Raw genomic sequence first — 14,899 nt, forward strand, 5'->3', positions numbered from 1 at the left:
AAAGTGTGGCCCTGTTGCTGTAAGGATTCACACCAGTACACCAACAGGGCCAGTAAATGGAAATATAGAAATGACACAGTTTAAATTACATTCCCATACCGTAAGTTAAAAATCTTATCTCTTTAATCGCAATTCTCTCCTCCGCTCTCATTAAAATCAGCGAGGCACTCTGTCAGGTCATTATTTGTTTCAGTACCATAGATCCCTCCATTTTCGGATAACCATGCTTGCGCATCATCAATGCAGCTTTGAACATCATCCGAAACATATGCCCCATTGGCTTGATTAAGTAAAGCCGCAATCAGTTGATGTGCCAAGCCAAGATTTGTACCTTGAACCGGGGTGTTGAGAATGGCGCACAGTTCATTTGCATTATAGGTCTCTTCACCTAAAGTTAGTCCATTTGCATTGACTTGCTGAGGCCACTCGTTTGAGTTATTCCCTTTAGCACAATCGCCTGGCCCGTGAGTTTTCCAATAACCTTGTGTGTAGGGACATGCTTTGGGTTCTTCTGGCTTTTTGCAGTAGTCCTCACATGTTTTGATATGTCCTTTAAAGCAACCTTTCTTAGTTTTGATATAGACTTTTGCACCACTAAGCATCTTATCTGCATCTTTCAGCTTAAAGTAGAACGTGGCTTTATTTTCCTTTAAAGCATAGTTTAATTCATTATTCAGGATTTTAAACTTCAGTACACCCTCTTCCTTTTCGTAATCACAGTTTTCATGTTCGAACTCCAGCTTAAAGTCTCCGTCTTTCACTGAAAAGGTCTTGCCACCAATTACTATTTTTGCATATTCAAGTTTGTACTTATCAAGTTTGATATGCTCTCCTTTACAGTTGTACAGTTTAAGGCTTAAGTGATATAAGCTATAAGCATCATATCCTTTCTTTACTTCAAAAGACCACTTGCCATCTTTATACTTTAAGCACCCTACTTTATAGCCGTCTATATTAACATAACCGATTTCCGAATTGCTGGCAGAAGAGCTCTCTAAAGATGCTGTAGGATTAACTTCCTCCTCCTTAGAACAGGCGAAGATTAACAAGCTGATAAGGAACATCAGCAGCGAATAATTCAGTACTTTTTTCATAATTTCATTTGCGATAATTAACTACCTACTTGATTTAGAAATGAGCATAGAAATTCCAGGCTGCCTGAGGCGCACGCATCAGCAGGAGGCAGCCTACACATAGAGGAGGAATTGAGCGGCAATGCTTACCGCAACAGGGAATGCTTAGTTTAAGAAGGACTTGCTCTTGGGAGTATATGCCCGTATAGCCCGGGCATAAAAGTATAAAGTAGTATCATAAACTTTTGTGCTATAACCTAAAGACATGAAGCGTCATCAAAGCTACCTGCTCCCCCAGTTCAGGGGCTCGCACAGAGCAGTTTCAGAGGTGGTTATTCAGGGTGATGGTCTAGTCAGATTGGTATGGCCCTTTAATGTAGCTTTATTTTCCTGTTAGGTATTTGGAGCAGACAATCAGTACTGTGTCTTTAAAGATATACTGCTTACAGGAAGAAAAGGTATAAAATAAACAATTTAAAGTTTAAATAATACAATATAAAGCAGTAAACGAACTTTAAAAGCCTGTGAAAAACATTAAGATTTTGGACTATATTAAAGGTATATAAAGCAAGAGGAGACAGCCGCAGCGGCTGCCTCCTCTTGCTTTAACAATTAGAAATCAGTTAGTTCTCTGAGAAGCTATAGTCGTAGAAGTTGTACACCTCCACTACTTTTGGTTTAGCATCTCCATATTGTCGCAGAAAAACATATTTGGGGCGCTCATCCGGAGACTCATACCCCCACTTCATCCGGTTCTTAAATTTAAGTTCCTCGGGTAATTCTAGTTTACGTTGTTTCATGATGCTGCCGCGTTAGTGGTTTCACAGACTACGCCCGTACAGGGGGTCGCAGCAAAGGTTGGATATGTACTTGTACGCTTTAATCACAAACAGGTAATTACACTGTTAAAGGATAAAGTATAACTAAATAAACCACCTGCTGCCACTGCTTTGTTCGCCTCCTGTTACGGTTACAAATAGCTATTGCACACACCATGCCAGAGCGGGTTCCGCGGCGCGGTTCTTTAGTTTCAGGCCGGCTCCGACACGGGCTCCTGCTGCAGCCTGGCCCTCCGCTTCCACTCTACCAGGCCGGCAAAGGCCATCACCAGAAGTATAAAGTAAAACACTGAGGAGAACACCAGGCCCTTTACGAAGTACAAGGGGATGGAGGCAATGTTCGTGGCAATCCACCAGTACCAGCTCTCCACCTTCTTGCGGGCCATCAGCCACATGCCCGTGTAGGCGGTGGCGCTGGCAAAGCCATCAGCCCACGGAATCACGCCCTCGTAGAAGGCGCCCTTTAAGTAGTGCAGGCAAGTATAAATGATGACGTACAGCACGCCGAAGAACAGCAGCTGCTGCCCCCACTGCCGCCTGTCGGAGAACGTGATGTGCAGCACATGCTCGTGCTGTTTGTTCTTTCTGGCCCACAGCACCCAGCCATACACGCTGAGGATGCTGTAATATACATTCACGCTCGCCTCCCCGATGAGGTGGTACTTAAAGCTGAGGTACACGTAGATGATCGTGCTGATGAGGCCAATGGGGTATACCAGGATATTCTCCTTGCGGGAGTACCACACACTGACCACCCCTGCCACCACGGCCACGTACTCCAGCAGCGAGGTTTGCTGCATGCCTGCCACAAACTGTGCCCACAACCCGTGCGTACTGCCGCCTGCGGCCGTCAGCACAAGCGAATTTATACTTTGCCAGATTTCCATTGCCGCAATTTACATGTACAAAGGTGCACTTGTAAGCAAAAGCTTCTTTAATTTTGGCCATGCGCGCAACCTGCCGCGGTTTGTGCCGCTAAAACTATACCTGCTATACTATACTTACATGGATGAGATCACGGCAAAGGAACTGAGGGACCGCCTGGCCCACAACAGCAAGATACAACTGGTGGATGTGCGCGAGCCGGAGGAGTTTGAGATATGCAACCTGGGCGGCGAGCTGATACCGATGGGCGAGCTACCCAAGCAGGCCGGGCGCATACGCCGCGACATACCCGTTGTGGTTATCTGCCACCACGGTTTCCGCAGCGCGCAGGCCATCAACTACCTCTCCCAGCGCCTTGGCTACGATAACCTGCTCAACCTGAAGGGCGGCATCCACGCCTGGGCCACGCAGGTAGACCCGGACATGGCTACCTATTAGGATTATACTTTAGTTTATACTTCCGGCTATATTTTATACTTGCCATGGATGCGCCGGCAATGCCTGCTAGTATAAACTGCACACTTTTATACTTTCCCATACTTTCTGCTTCCCCTGAGGATGAAAAGCCTCAGGCATACTTTGGGGTGCTCGCGCATTTATGCCGACGAGGTGCCGCCAGTATAAAAGCAATAGAAAACAAGGCTTTCAACTAGCCTGGATAGCACCCGCAACCAAGGCTAACACCTTAATTTCCAATTATCGCTATACTTTTATAGACGGGCTTCTCCAAAAAAATAAAGCTGCACTTGCGTAAATATCTGCTTAAGATTCTGTAACTTTACGCGGCAAATAAGAACCCCTAACTTTATTTGCCATGATCTCCGATCAGTCTAAGATTTTATTTGAGGCGCTCACCTACGACGATGTGCTTCTTCTTCCGGCCTACTCCGAGGTACTCCCCCACCAGACCGATACTTCCACCCAGTTAACCCGCAACATCCGCATCAACATTCCGCTTCTGTCGGCTGCCATGGACACGGTAACCGAGGCCGATCTGGCGATTGCGATGGCACAGGAAGGCGGCCTCGGCATCATCCACAAGAACATGTCTATCAGAAAGCAGGCCGAGCAGGTGCGCAAGGTAAAGCGTTCTGAAAGCGGTATGATCCTGGACCCGATCACCCTGAATGAGAAGGCCACGCTGGGCGACGCCGTGCAGATCATGACCGAGAACAAGATTGGCGGTATCCCGATCGTGAACGATGAGGGACGCCTGACTGGCATCATCACCAACCGCGACCTGCGCTTCCAGAAAGACCTTACCCTGCCTGTTTCGGGCGTGATGACGCGCGATAACCTGATCACAGCCCAGAAAGGCACCGACCTGGCCAAGGCTGAGGACATCCTGCAGGAGTTCAAGATAGAAAAACTGCCGGTGGTAGACGAGCACGGAAAACTGGCCGGCCTTATCACGTACAAAGACATCCTGAAGAAGAAAGACCGCCCCTTTGCCTGCAAAGACGAGTATGGCCGCCTGCGTGTAGGCGCTGCCGTTGGGGTAACCCCGGATGTGCTGGACCGCGTGAAGGCACTGGTAGACGCTGGCGTAGACGTAATCAGCGTAGATACAGCCCACGGCCACTCCAAGGGGGTGCTGGAGGCAGTGAAGCGCATTAAAACCGAATTCCCGAACGTAGACCTGATTGCCGGTAACGTGGCCACCGCCGAGGGTGCCAGAGCGCTGGCCGATGCTGGTGCCGATGCGGTGAAGGTTGGCGTTGGCCCGGGCAGTATTTGTACTACCCGCGTTATTGCCGGTATAGGCATGCCGCAGCTCTCTGCCGTAATGGAGGCCGTAAAAGGCCTGGAAGGCACCGGCGTACCGGTTATTGCTGACGGTGGCATCAAGTTCTCCGGCGACATTGTGAAGGCGCTGGCGGGCGGTGCAAGCACGGCTATGATTGGCTCGCTGCTGGCCGGCACGGAAGAGGCCCCGGGCGAGATGATCATCTACGAAGGACGCAAGTATAAAACCTACCGCGGCATGGGCTCTGTAGAAGCCATGGAGGAAGGCTCTAAGGACCGTTACTTCCAGGGCGACGAGAAAGACTCGAAGAAACTGGTGCCGGAAGGCATTGTGGGCCGCGTGGCTTACAAAGGCCTGGTAAGCGAGGTGATTTACCAACTGGTGGGCGGCATCAGGGCCGGTATGGGCTACTGTGGCACACCACGCATCGAGGATCTGCAGAAGGCTAAAATGGTGAAGATAACCGGCGCCGGCCTGCGCGAGAGCCATCCGCACGACGTGCAGATCATGCGCGAGGCCCCTAACTACAGCCGCTAACGTATAAAAAGTGCAGTGCCACACGTTTGTGTGGCAGCATGAGAGCATGTTTCAATTTCGTTTTTGCAAGCGAAAACTGGCCCGAACGGGTTCCGACAAAGTGGTTTTTGGGTCGCATAGCAGGGCTACGTGACGAGAAAAGTATGAAGTCAGGTTCTGTTCGGAACAGTCTGCAGCGCAAAGGATGAATTTTAAACATGCTCTTAAGTAAAAAGTATAGCAGCCGGTGCCTGTGCGCCGGCTGCTATACTTTTTTATAAACATAAACAAAATGCTATATTTTACGTTCGATACAGGGGCAAAGGCAAACCTGCGCTTCCTGAATTACGTTATGCAAGTTGTTTTGCCCCACAGGGCAGGACATCCTTAGCCAAGATGTCGTTTTTTTAACTACCTTTCATGTTAAAAGCAGGCCGGGAAACTTCCTATTCTGCTGTGGCTAACCAAAAGACGGATACCCGTTTTATGCTGTATAAGAACAACGCAAAAACCTTACTGGCAACCACTACAGTAGTAAGCTGGCTCTTGCTGCTGATTTATGTGTTGCTCACTGCCGAGAGCAAACTGGCAGGGAGCAAGGCGCCCGGTTTCGCGTATCCGTTCATCAGCAACTTCCTGACCGTAGTCTTCATCGTGTCGGTGTTCCTGTTTCAGCGGCTGCACACCGAGATGCTCAAGGGCATCGACTTCATCGGCTACCTCTGGAACCTCTTCTCCAAGGCGGGGGTGGCTGCTTACCTGAGCGTGGCCCTCTACCTGGTGTACCGGGTTTACATCAACTACATCGATGAGCAGTATACCTTGCTGCTGCACGTGGTGTACCAGATTAACTTCGGCTTGCTGGTGCTCTTTCTGGCCAAGGCCTTCTACATCTGGCGGCAGCTGCTGCTGCACCACAAAAACAAGTTTCTGCAGATAGCCTGGGATTGGTTTGAGCTGTTGCTGGGTGGCATCCTGCTCCTCACCCTGTTCAACTTTAAGTATACCAGCTACGTTTTCCTGCCGCTGCTGGCGCTGATGGGCTTCTACATCCTCTTCCTGTGCACCAACCTGAAGTGGGTGGCCTACCTTACCTTCAGCAACAAGAGCCGCTCGCTGGTGCTGCTGGGTGCCATCCTGCTGAGCTGCTACATCTTCATCCGCTTCTTCTACAACATGGCCGACAACGAGCAGCTCACGGTGGACTATACCGACGTGGGCTTCCTGCTGCTGGCCATGCTGTTTGTAGGGCTTTATACATTGGCAGCTTTCCTGGTGTCGTTGTTCAGTTTGCCTACCTCCAGCGTGTTCGAGCAGAAGAGCGAGGACCTGCTCAACTTCCAGCGCCTGAGCCTTTCCATCCAGCAGGGGCAGAGCGAGGCGCAGGTATACGACATGCTGGTGGACAGCACCATCAAGGCCTCGGATGCCAGCGCCGCCTGGTTCGAGGTAATCCGCAACAGCGATCCGCAGGTAACGCACCTGCTCAACATCACCGAGGCGCAGGTAAAAAGTATACGCCACCTGCTGCAGGCCTACAACATCCACAACATGGATTACATCAACAACAACCTGGGCCGCAACCCGGGCTTCCGGGGACTGGGCCTGCCCTGGAAATCCATGGCCATACTTCCGATAAAATCCACCAAGCACCTTTCGGGGGTGCTATACTTGCTCAAGGACGTGGAGGGCGGGTTTGACCACGAAACCGTGAACGTGCTGCGTACCTTTACCAGCCAGACCACCCTTACCATCGAGAACCTTCGCCTTGTAAACGAATCGCTGCAGAACGAGCGATACAAAGAGGAGCTGAAGATTGCCACGCAGGTGCAGGAGAGCCTGAACCCCAAAACATTCCCCACCGACAGCTGGTTCGAGATAAGCACCCACTCGGTGGCCGCCAAAGAGGTGGGCGGTGACTTTTACGATTTCCTGCAGCTGAGCGAATCGCGCATCGCCATCATCATCGGCGACGTATCAGGAAAGGGCATCTCGGCCGCGTTCCACATGGCGCAGATGAAGGGCATTTTTCATGGGCTGATGCAGCAGGACATGGCTCCGAGCGAGTTCATGAAACAGGCCAACAGCGCCCTGAGCCGCTGCCTGGAGAGAACCTCTTTCATTACTTCTTCGCTATATATCATAGATTACCGTATGAAGGGCTTTATGTTTGCACGCGCGGGCCACTGCCATACGTTATACTATAACTCTATGATGGATGACGTGTTCTATTTCAAGACCGACGGGCTGGGGCTGGGCATCCTGCGCGACGACAAAGCCTATGCCGGGCACATCCGCGAGATGTACTACGACTACAACCCCGGTGACGTGATGGTGATATACACCGACGGCATTGTGGAGGCACGCAGCCCGCAGAACGAGGAGTACGGCGAGGACAGGCTGCTGTACATGCTCAAGCAGACGTACCACCTGGAGGCCGACGACATCAAGTATGCCATCATCAACGATGTGAACGACTTTACCGGGCCCGACAACGTTTACGACGACCAGACACTGCTCGTCATAAAGTTCAGGCCCACCCAACAAAACACATGACTAACCCGTAAAGTATGCCGATGAAAATTACACAAGAAATCAGAGACAACACCGTAATCCTTACCCTGGACGGTGAATTGGACGCAAGTTCCTCCGTAATACTGGACGAAGAGTTATCCGACCCGGAAATTATGAAATACACTATGGTTTTGGTTAATTGCCAGAACCTGAACTATATTTCATCAGCGGGCCTTGGGGTGTTCATCTCCCACCTGCAGCGTTTCGAAGATGCCCAGATCCGGCTCATCTTCTACAACATGCAGGATAAGGTGCGCAACGTGTTCGAGATACTTGGTCTTGACCTGCTCATGACCATCGTGTCCGATTACGAGGAAGCAAGAAGCATTGCCAATGAGTAACTCCATTCGGGTAAATTGTACTAAAAAAAACCTGAAGCTGATACGGGACTTCGTGACGGAGTATCTGCGGACGCTTGCGCTCTCAGACATCCTCATGAACCAAATCGTATTGGCAGTGGATGAGATATGCGCTAACCTGATTATACACGCCAACCACGAGGACCCGAGCAAATACCTGACCCTGAAGGTGCACACTGTGAAAGACCAGGTGAAGTTTGAGATTTCTGACCAGGGCCGCGCCTTTGAGCAAAGCAACTACCGGGAGCCCAACATCCAGGAGCACATCCGGATGGGCAAAAAGGGCGGCGTGGGCATTGCCCTGGTCAACCGCATCATGGACAAGGTGGAGTTTATCACGGACGGCACCCAAAACACCTGCCTGCTTTATAAGAAAATCAGATAAAGTCAGTTACATACTTTAACTGCCCTTCTTCCGTTATCGGGGAACAAATACTCCTGCAATTATATTAAGGATACAGTTTTTGATTTATCTGTCAGAAATTTTACCTAAAATTGCAATTCCTGGTCCCCCGGGCCGGCGAGAAAGATACTACTGATTTTACATCAACCTATGCGCAGCAACCACCTACTGGTAGCGGTAGCCGCCCTGGCCATTGCCGGCTGTACCGCCACTAAGAAGAACGACAGTAAAGAACCCGCAATCGCTACGCTTGGCAACCAGCCTATTTCCACTTCTGAGTTCCGCTATGTGTATGAGAAGAACAACGGCGGGAACGATGATGCCTATACCCGCGAAAGCGTAACCGACTACCTGAGCCTCTACACTAATTTCAAGCTGAAGGTAATCGAGGCCGAGAACCGGGGCCTGGACACAACCATGGCCTTCAGGCGGGAGCTGGAGGGCTACAAGGAGCAGCTGGCGCAACCTTTCCTGACCGAGAAGAGCGTAACCGACCAGTTGGTGAAAGAGGCCTACGAGCGCATGAAGCAGGAGGTGAACGCCTCGCACATCCTTATTTCCCTGGCCTCGGACGCCGTCCCTGAAGATACGCTGGCCGCCTACAACCGCGTGCTGGAGCTGCGGCAGCGCGCCCTCAAAGGCGAAGACTTCGGAAAGCTGGCACGGGAGAACTCCCAGGATCCATCGGCCGCTGAGAACAATGGCGAGCTAGGCTATTTTACGGCCCTGCAGATGGTATACCCGTTCGAGGACGCGGCCTACAAGACAGCCGTCGGCGATATTTCCAAGCCCGTTCGCACGCGCTTTGGCTACCACCTGATAAAGGTGAACGACAAGCGTAACGCCCGCGGCGAGGCCAAGGTAGCACACATCATGGTGCGCTCCACGCCAAACGCCCCTGCCGCCGACTCACTGGCTGCCAAGCAGCGCACCGATGCTATCCACCGCCGCCTGCAGCGCGGAGAGCAGTGGGAGAAACTGGTTACTGAGTTCTCGGAGGATGCCAGCACTGCCCGCAACGGCGGCGAACTGCCGTGGTTTGGCACCGGCCGCATGATTCCGGCCTTTGAGGAGGCTGCCTTTGGCTTGCAGAAGCCGGGCGACATCTCCAAGCCGGTGTACACGCCTTACGGCTGGCACATTATCAAGCTGATCGAAAAGCGTAGCTTGCCGGCCTTTGAGGACATGGAGCAGCACCTGCGCAACAAGATAGCCAAAGACTCCCGCTCCGAGCTTAACAAGAGCGCCTTCCTGAAGCGCATCCGCCAGGAGAACAACTTTACCGAGAACGCGGAGGCAAAGGCTGCGGCACTAGCCAAAGCATCAGACGAGCTGCTGCAGGGCACCTGGACCTATGACGAGAATGACAAGGCGCTGAAGCAAACGCTTTTCTCCATCCAGGGGAAAAATTACACCGTGGCCGACTTTTATACTTATGTAAAAGCCGAGCAGCGCCCGCGCACCAGCGGCACCGCCGCCCACGCCATGAACCTGCTCTACGATAACTTTGCAGAGGAGTCCCTGCTGGAGTATGAGCGCAATAACCTCGAAAACAAGTATACCGACTACAGGATGCTGGTGCAGGAGTACCACGACGGCATTCTGCTGTTCCAGCTGATGGACGAGAAAGTATGGAGTAAGGCCATTGAGGACACCGCCGGGCTGCGTGCTTACTTTAACCAGAACCGCGAAAAGTATAAATGGGGCGAGCGCGCTGATGCCGTGGTTATCAGTGCGGCTAACAAGGAGTTGCTGCAGCAGGCACAGCAGCAACTGAATGCAGGTCGGCACCCTGTTTCTTTTGCCAGGCTGAGCGATGTGTTGTTTGCGCAGAACAAGGCAGATCTCACGGCGGAGGGCAAAGCCGAACTGGACAAGCTGGCAAGCCTGCTGGAGCAGAACCAAAGCCTGACGCTGGAGATTAACGGCCACACCGACGCCCGCGAAAACGCCAGTATAGCGGAGGCGCGCGCCAACGCTGCCAAAGCATACCTGCAGCAGCAGGGAGTGCCCGCCGCACAGATAACCAGTAAAAGCTTGGGCAAGAGCAAGCAGGCCGGACCAGACAACACAGAGACTGGCCGCCGCCGCAACCGCCGCACTTCCTTTGCACTTTATACTTCGGAGCTGGCTGCCCTGGCCGAGAGCCTGAATAAGGACAATCCGTTGGCCGTGCAGATCACGGAGAAGAAGTTCCAGCGGGGCGACAATAAGGCGCTGGACGCCGTGGAGTGGAAGGAAGGCAGCTATACCTTGCAGCAGAACGGCCGCGAGTACTTCATCCTCATCAAAGAGGTGCTGGCGCCTACCTACAAGGAGCTGAGCGAGGTGCGAGGCCCGGTTATCTCCGATTACCAGAACTACCTGGAAGAGCAGTGGGTGCAGGAGCTGCGCAACAAGTATCCGGTAAATATAAAAGCGGAAGAGGTAGAAAAACTGGTGCGGAAGTAGGCCATGGACCTGCGGCTAATTTGCCCTGCTTTTCGTGTATTTCAGAATAAAGAAGTAACTTGTGCGTTATTTCCCAGCATAAGTATAAATTAAAATAGATCCCTTGAAAAAGATACATCAGTTTGCCCTGTTGGCCTTTGCGGCACTTTGCCTCATCGTATCTTCTGCCCATGCCCAGGCCCCTGTGCAGCAGGTGCAGGTGGATGGCATCATCGCGAAGGTGGACAACCACGTGATACTTCGCTCCGACCTGGAATTCGGTTACCTGCAGTACCTGGCCCAGTCGAAACAACAGCCCAGCGAAGATCTGAAGTGCCAGATCTTTACCTCCCTGCTGCAGGACAAACTCCTGCTGGCCCGCGCTGAGATCGACTCGATAACGGTGGAGGAAGTGATGGTAACGGCTGAGCTGGACGACAGGATAAACTACCTGGCCAGCCAGGTGGGTGGCACCGAGCGCCTGGAGCAGTACTACAACAAGAGCCTGCGCCAGCTTAAAGACGAGCTTCGCAAAACCGTTCGCGAGCAAATGGTGATGGAGAAGATGCAGCGCGAGATCACCAGCAAAGTATCGGTTACCCCCAAGGAGATCAAACGATATTTCAACAACATCCCGAAAGACAGCCTCCCCTACTTTTCTACAGAAGTAGAGATTGGCCAGATTGTGAACCACGCGGAGATTGGCCGTGAGCAGAAACAGGCGGCGCGCCAGCAACTGGAAGAACTGCGCAAGCGTATACTTGCCGGTGAAGATTTCGCTACCCTGGCCAAACAATACTCCCAGGACCCGGGTTCTGCGCAGGACGGTGGCGAGCTGGGTTTCTTCAAGAAGAAGGAACTGGTACCGGAGTATGAGGCAGCTGCCCTTCGCCTGGAGCCGGGCGGCATCTCCAACGTTATCGAGTCGCAGTTCGGGTTCCACCTGATTCAGCTGATTGAGCGCCGCGGGCAGGAGTTTAACACCCGCCACATCCTGATAAAACCAGCCACCGCCACCGTTGACATCAAGGCAGCGGTAACCGAGCTGGACAGCGTTCGTTCGCTTATCGTAAGCGACAGCCTTACGTTTGCACAGGCAGCCAAGGAGTACTCCGACGACACCAACACCAAGGACAACGGCGGCATGCTTACGAGCCGCGCCACCGGCACTACCTACATCCCAATGGACCAGGTGGACCCGGCCATCTTCTTTGTGATTGATACGCTGGAGGTGGGTGAAATCTCTAAGCCGGTGGCCTTTACCACACCAGATGGCAAAGACGCGGCCCGCATACTTTACCTGAAGTCTAAAACGCCGCCGCACCTGGCTAACCTGACGGACGATTACCAGAAAATTGCCAACGCGGCCCTTGCCCAGAAGCGCAGCAGCGCCGTAAGCGATTGGTTTAAGAAGAACGTTAACACGGTATACATCGAAATAGACCCGCAGTACGAGGAATGCGGCGGGTTGGAGCATCTAACGCAATAACGAACCTATGAAGCAGTTCACCTCTGACAAAGAAGCAGCCGACGCCCTGCACCACTCCTACCGGGAGCTCACCTCCGAAATCTCAAAAGTGATTGTAGGTCAGGACGAAGTGGTAAGGTTAGTACTTACAGCTGTTTTTTGTCAGGGGCACTGCCTTTTGGTAGGGGTGCCGGGGCTAGCTAAAACGCTCCTCATCCAAACCATCGCCTCCACGCTCGACATGAGCTTTAACCGGGTGCAGTTTACGCCGGACCTGATGCCCTCCGACATCGTGGGTGCCGAAACGCTGGACAACGACCGCAATTTCCGGTTCGTGACGGGCCCTATCTTCGCCAATATTGTTTTGGCCGACGAGATAAACCGCACACCGCCTAAAACCCAGGCCGCGCTGCTGGAGGCGATGCAGGAGCACGCCGTAACCGTGGCGGGCCACCGATACCGCCTTCCGGAGCCTTTCTTCGTGCTGGCTACCCAAAACCCGATTGAGCAGGAAGGTACCTATCCCCTGCCGGAGGCCCAGCTCGACCGCTTCATGTTCAACATCACGCTGGGCTACCCTAGCTATGAGTCGGAGCTGCAGATTGTGAAGAACACTACCGGGGCTACCGTAAATCAGCTCCAAAGGATTCTGCACGCTGATGACATACTTGCGTTTCAGCAGCTCGTGCGCCGCGTACCTGTGGCAGACAATGTGGTGGAGTATGCCGTGAAGCTGGTGCACCAGACCCGCCCGAACATGCCAATGGCCTCCAAGCAGGCAAACCAGTTTCTGGAGTGGGGAGCAGGGCCAAGAGCTTCGCAGCATCTGATTGTGGGGGCCAAGTGCAACGCCATCCTCAACGGCAAGTATAGCCCTGATATTGAGGATGTGCAGGAAGTGGCCTTGCCTATACTTCGCCACCGCATTGTGCGCAACTTCAAAGCCGAGGCCGAGGGAATCTCAGAAGAACAGCTGATCCGGGAGCTTTTGTAGGGAGTTCCGAATGAGTGACTGAGTGAATGTATGAATCCTTGCCGTGTCATCCTGGAAGGAACTTGTTTGCGAGTAGCGATTGCTTCTATACATGGCCACTAGGTTCTTTACAAGATGACAGAACAGGGAGCGTCTGCCTTTTTACGCATACACTCATTCAAAATCCTTCCAATTGCAATTCAAACTTATTGGTGTAATTTTGCGCTCACACTTATAGTTACATTTACTCGATACAAATATGGAAGCGGCTGCTTTATTCCTTCGCTTTAGAGATAACCTCAACAGCATCGCCAATGCGCTGAACAGCAAACTGGAGATTCGCACCATGCCTTACAACGTCTCCATTCCGCTGGAGATAGACCTGCTGGCCGACGTGCTGCGCCTGCACGGGCTGGATTTTCAGTCAGGCACTCCTGGCTTGGCCCGCCTGTTTGATTTTCAGCAATGGTATCTGCAGCACCAGCAGCAGGCAGACGAGGTGATGCAACGCGTGCTGGAAGACAAGAAAGCCTATATGAAAACGGCCACCGGCACTGTGCTGCAGAAAGAGATGCTGTACCGCCGCCTGGAGTTCTTCAAAGAAACAGCCCACACGCTGGAGGTGATGATGATCCAGCAGAACCTGCACAGCCCGAAACACTTCAACTACCCGTACCTGAACGCGTAGCAAGTATAAAGTGTAAACGCGAAGCCACTCCCCAAAGTATAGGGAGTGGCTTCGTGCTGTTATGCGGCCTACACGTTACTTGCGGATAGAAGTATGGCTTTCCTTGGAGTGTTTCAGCTTCAGCTGCCCATCAGGCTGCTCCTTCATGCTGGCTGCGGCCATATCGCCGGCCGGGCCTTTGGCGATGAGCGTGCCCCCATCTACCGGGAAGATAGCACCGGTGACATAGGAGGCCTCCTCCGAAGCCAGGAACAAGTATACATTGGCCACTTCCTCCGGCGTGCCGCGGCGCCCCATCAGCGTGCCCTGCGTTACCATCTGCTCCATCTGCTTGTCCATCGGCCCGGTTTCCTTGTGGGTCCAGCCTGTATCGATGGGGCCGGGGGCTACTATGTTGCAGCGCACGCCTTTCTGTGCCTGCTCGGCGGCCAGGCCTTTGGCAAAGGCGTGCATAAAGCCTTTGGTGCCGCCATACGGCGCGTTTTGGGCAATACCCAGCGCCCCCGACTCCGAACCCGCGCAGACAATGTTGCCTTTGGTTTTCTGCAACTCCGGCAACGCCGCCCTGCTCATCACAAAGGCCGTCCGGATGTTGTTCTTGAGCAGGTAATCAAATGCCTCCTCGGAATAGTCGGAGAGCATGTTCACCTCCGGAAAGGTGCCTGCGTTGTTGATCAGGATGTCGAGTTTGCCATACTGCTTTACGGCCAGCTGCACGCAGCTCTCGGCGTTGGCCAGCAGCGATAAATCGGCTGTGAACGGGATGGCGGTGCCTCCCTCCTCCTGTATTTCGCGTGCCACGTCCTCTACCGGGTCCTCCGGAAAACCGGCCACTATAACGCTGGCTCCCTCTCTGGCGAATTTCTTACAGATGGCCTCACCGATGCCTGCGCCACCGCCCGTCACGATGGCTACTTTTCCTTCAAGTCTGTTTCCCATTTGCT

13 protein-coding genes are annotated in these 14,899 nt (G+C 52.8%); 9 read left to right on the top strand and 4 right to left on the bottom strand.

The features are described from left to right. Positions 1-122: 122 nt before the first annotated feature. The 3 genes from C8N40_RS15225 to pnuC form a co-directional block, all read right to left on the bottom strand. Positions 123-1,094: a hypothetical protein gene (locus tag C8N40_RS15225; RefSeq protein ID WP_108212716.1), complete on the bottom strand. Its 972-nt coding sequence runs from the start codon at positions 1,092-1,094 to the stop codon at positions 123-125. A gap of 602 nt (positions 1,095-1,696) precedes the next feature. Then, positions 1,697-1,873 (bottom strand): hypothetical protein, encoded by a 177-nt coding sequence (locus C8N40_RS22720; protein WP_170114119.1) that lies wholly within the window; start codon positions 1,871-1,873, stop codon positions 1,697-1,699. A 230-nt stretch (positions 1,874-2,103) separates the two neighbouring features. Continuing rightward, positions 2,104-2,799, bottom strand: coding sequence for a nicotinamide riboside transporter PnuC (pnuC, locus tag C8N40_RS15230; protein WP_108212717.1), 696 nt, complete (start codon positions 2,797-2,799; stop codon positions 2,104-2,106). A gap of 13 nt (positions 2,800-2,812) precedes the next feature. Between pnuC and C8N40_RS15235 the strand changes: the two genes are divergently transcribed. From C8N40_RS15235 to C8N40_RS15275, 9 genes are all read left to right on the top strand, one after another. After that, positions 2,813-3,235 carry a rhodanese-like domain-containing protein gene (locus C8N40_RS15235; protein WP_245905144.1) on the top strand — a complete coding sequence of 141 codons (423 nt, stop codon included), beginning with the start codon at positions 2,813-2,815 and terminating at the stop codon, positions 3,233-3,235. A gap of 376 nt (positions 3,236-3,611) precedes the next feature. Then, a complete protein-coding gene (gene guaB / locus C8N40_RS15240; RefSeq protein ID WP_108212718.1) occupies positions 3,612-5,081 on the top strand; it encodes an IMP dehydrogenase in 1,470 nt (489 codons plus the stop codon). Between the two features lie 399 nt (positions 5,082-5,480). Further along, positions 5,481-7,616, top strand: a complete 2,136-nt coding sequence (locus C8N40_RS15245; RefSeq protein WP_108212719.1) for a GAF domain-containing SpoIIE family protein phosphatase — start codon at positions 5,481-5,483, stop codon at positions 7,614-7,616. 20 nt (positions 7,617-7,636) lie between these two features. Then, complete coding sequence (locus tag C8N40_RS15250; protein WP_092102149.1) at positions 7,637-7,975, top strand: STAS domain-containing protein; 339 nt, start codon at positions 7,637-7,639, stop codon at positions 7,973-7,975. Then, positions 7,968-8,378, top strand: a complete 411-nt coding sequence (locus C8N40_RS15255; protein ID WP_108212720.1) for an ATP-binding protein — start codon at positions 7,968-7,970, stop codon at positions 8,376-8,378. Before C8N40_RS15250 ends, C8N40_RS15255 begins: the two co-directional genes overlap by 8 nt. A 168-nt stretch (positions 8,379-8,546) precedes the next feature. Next, positions 8,547-10,847: a peptidylprolyl isomerase gene (locus C8N40_RS15260; RefSeq protein WP_108212721.1), complete on the top strand. Its 2,301-nt coding sequence runs from the start codon at positions 8,547-8,549 to the stop codon at positions 10,845-10,847. 103 nt (positions 10,848-10,950) lie between these two features. Next, positions 10,951-12,315 (top strand): peptidylprolyl isomerase, encoded by a 1,365-nt coding sequence (locus C8N40_RS15265; RefSeq protein ID WP_245905145.1) that lies wholly within the window; start codon positions 10,951-10,953, stop codon positions 12,313-12,315. 7 nt (positions 12,316-12,322) lie between these two features. Then, positions 12,323-13,288: an AAA family ATPase gene (locus C8N40_RS15270; protein ID WP_108212722.1), complete on the top strand. Its 966-nt coding sequence runs from the start codon at positions 12,323-12,325 to the stop codon at positions 13,286-13,288. A 238-nt stretch (positions 13,289-13,526) separates the two neighbouring features. Then, entirely contained in the window at positions 13,527-13,955 is a 429-nt protein-coding gene (locus C8N40_RS15275) for a hypothetical protein (RefSeq protein WP_092102164.1), read from the top strand. A 75-nt stretch (positions 13,956-14,030) separates the two neighbouring features. Here the strand turns inward: C8N40_RS15275 and C8N40_RS15280 are convergent, their stop codons facing one another. Next, positions 14,031-14,894: an SDR family NAD(P)-dependent oxidoreductase gene (locus C8N40_RS15280; protein WP_108212723.1), complete on the bottom strand. Its 864-nt coding sequence runs from the start codon at positions 14,892-14,894 to the stop codon at positions 14,031-14,033. Between the last annotated feature and the right edge of the window lie 5 nt (positions 14,895-14,899).

It is taken from the genome of Pontibacter mucosus (assembly GCF_003054055.1).
Classification (GTDB): domain Bacteria; phylum Bacteroidota; class Bacteroidia; order Cytophagales; family Hymenobacteraceae; genus Pontibacter; species Pontibacter mucosus.

Coding starts and splice junctions, on each gene's coding strand:
- C8N40_RS15225 (WP_108212716.1), bottom strand. CDS start 1,094: ATGAAAAAAGTACTGAATTATTCGCTGCTGATGTTCCTTATCAGCTTG.
- C8N40_RS22720 (WP_170114119.1), bottom strand. CDS start 1,873: ATGAAACAACGTAAACTAGAATTACCCGAGGAACTTAAATTTAAGAAC.
- pnuC (WP_108212717.1), bottom strand. CDS start 2,799: ATGGAAATCTGGCAAAGTATAAATTCGCTTGTGCTGACGGCCGCAGGC.
- C8N40_RS15235 (WP_245905144.1), top strand. CDS start 2,813: ATGTACAAAGGTGCACTTGTAAGCAAAAGCTTCTTTAATTTTGGCCAT.
- guaB (WP_108212718.1), top strand. CDS start 3,612: ATGATCTCCGATCAGTCTAAGATTTTATTTGAGGCGCTCACCTACGAC.
- C8N40_RS15245 (WP_108212719.1), top strand. CDS start 5,481: ATGTTAAAAGCAGGCCGGGAAACTTCCTATTCTGCTGTGGCTAACCAA.
- C8N40_RS15250 (WP_092102149.1), top strand. CDS start 7,637: ATGAAAATTACACAAGAAATCAGAGACAACACCGTAATCCTTACCCTG.
- C8N40_RS15255 (WP_108212720.1), top strand. CDS start 7,968: ATGAGTAACTCCATTCGGGTAAATTGTACTAAAAAAAACCTGAAGCTG.
- C8N40_RS15260 (WP_108212721.1), top strand. CDS start 8,547: ATGCGCAGCAACCACCTACTGGTAGCGGTAGCCGCCCTGGCCATTGCC.
- C8N40_RS15270 (WP_108212722.1), top strand. CDS start 12,323: ATGAAGCAGTTCACCTCTGACAAAGAAGCAGCCGACGCCCTGCACCAC.
- C8N40_RS15275 (WP_092102164.1), top strand. CDS start 13,527: ATGGAAGCGGCTGCTTTATTCCTTCGCTTTAGAGATAACCTCAACAGC.
- C8N40_RS15280 (WP_108212723.1), bottom strand. CDS start 14,894: ATGGGAAACAGACTTGAAGGAAAAGTAGCCATCGTGACGGGCGGTGGC.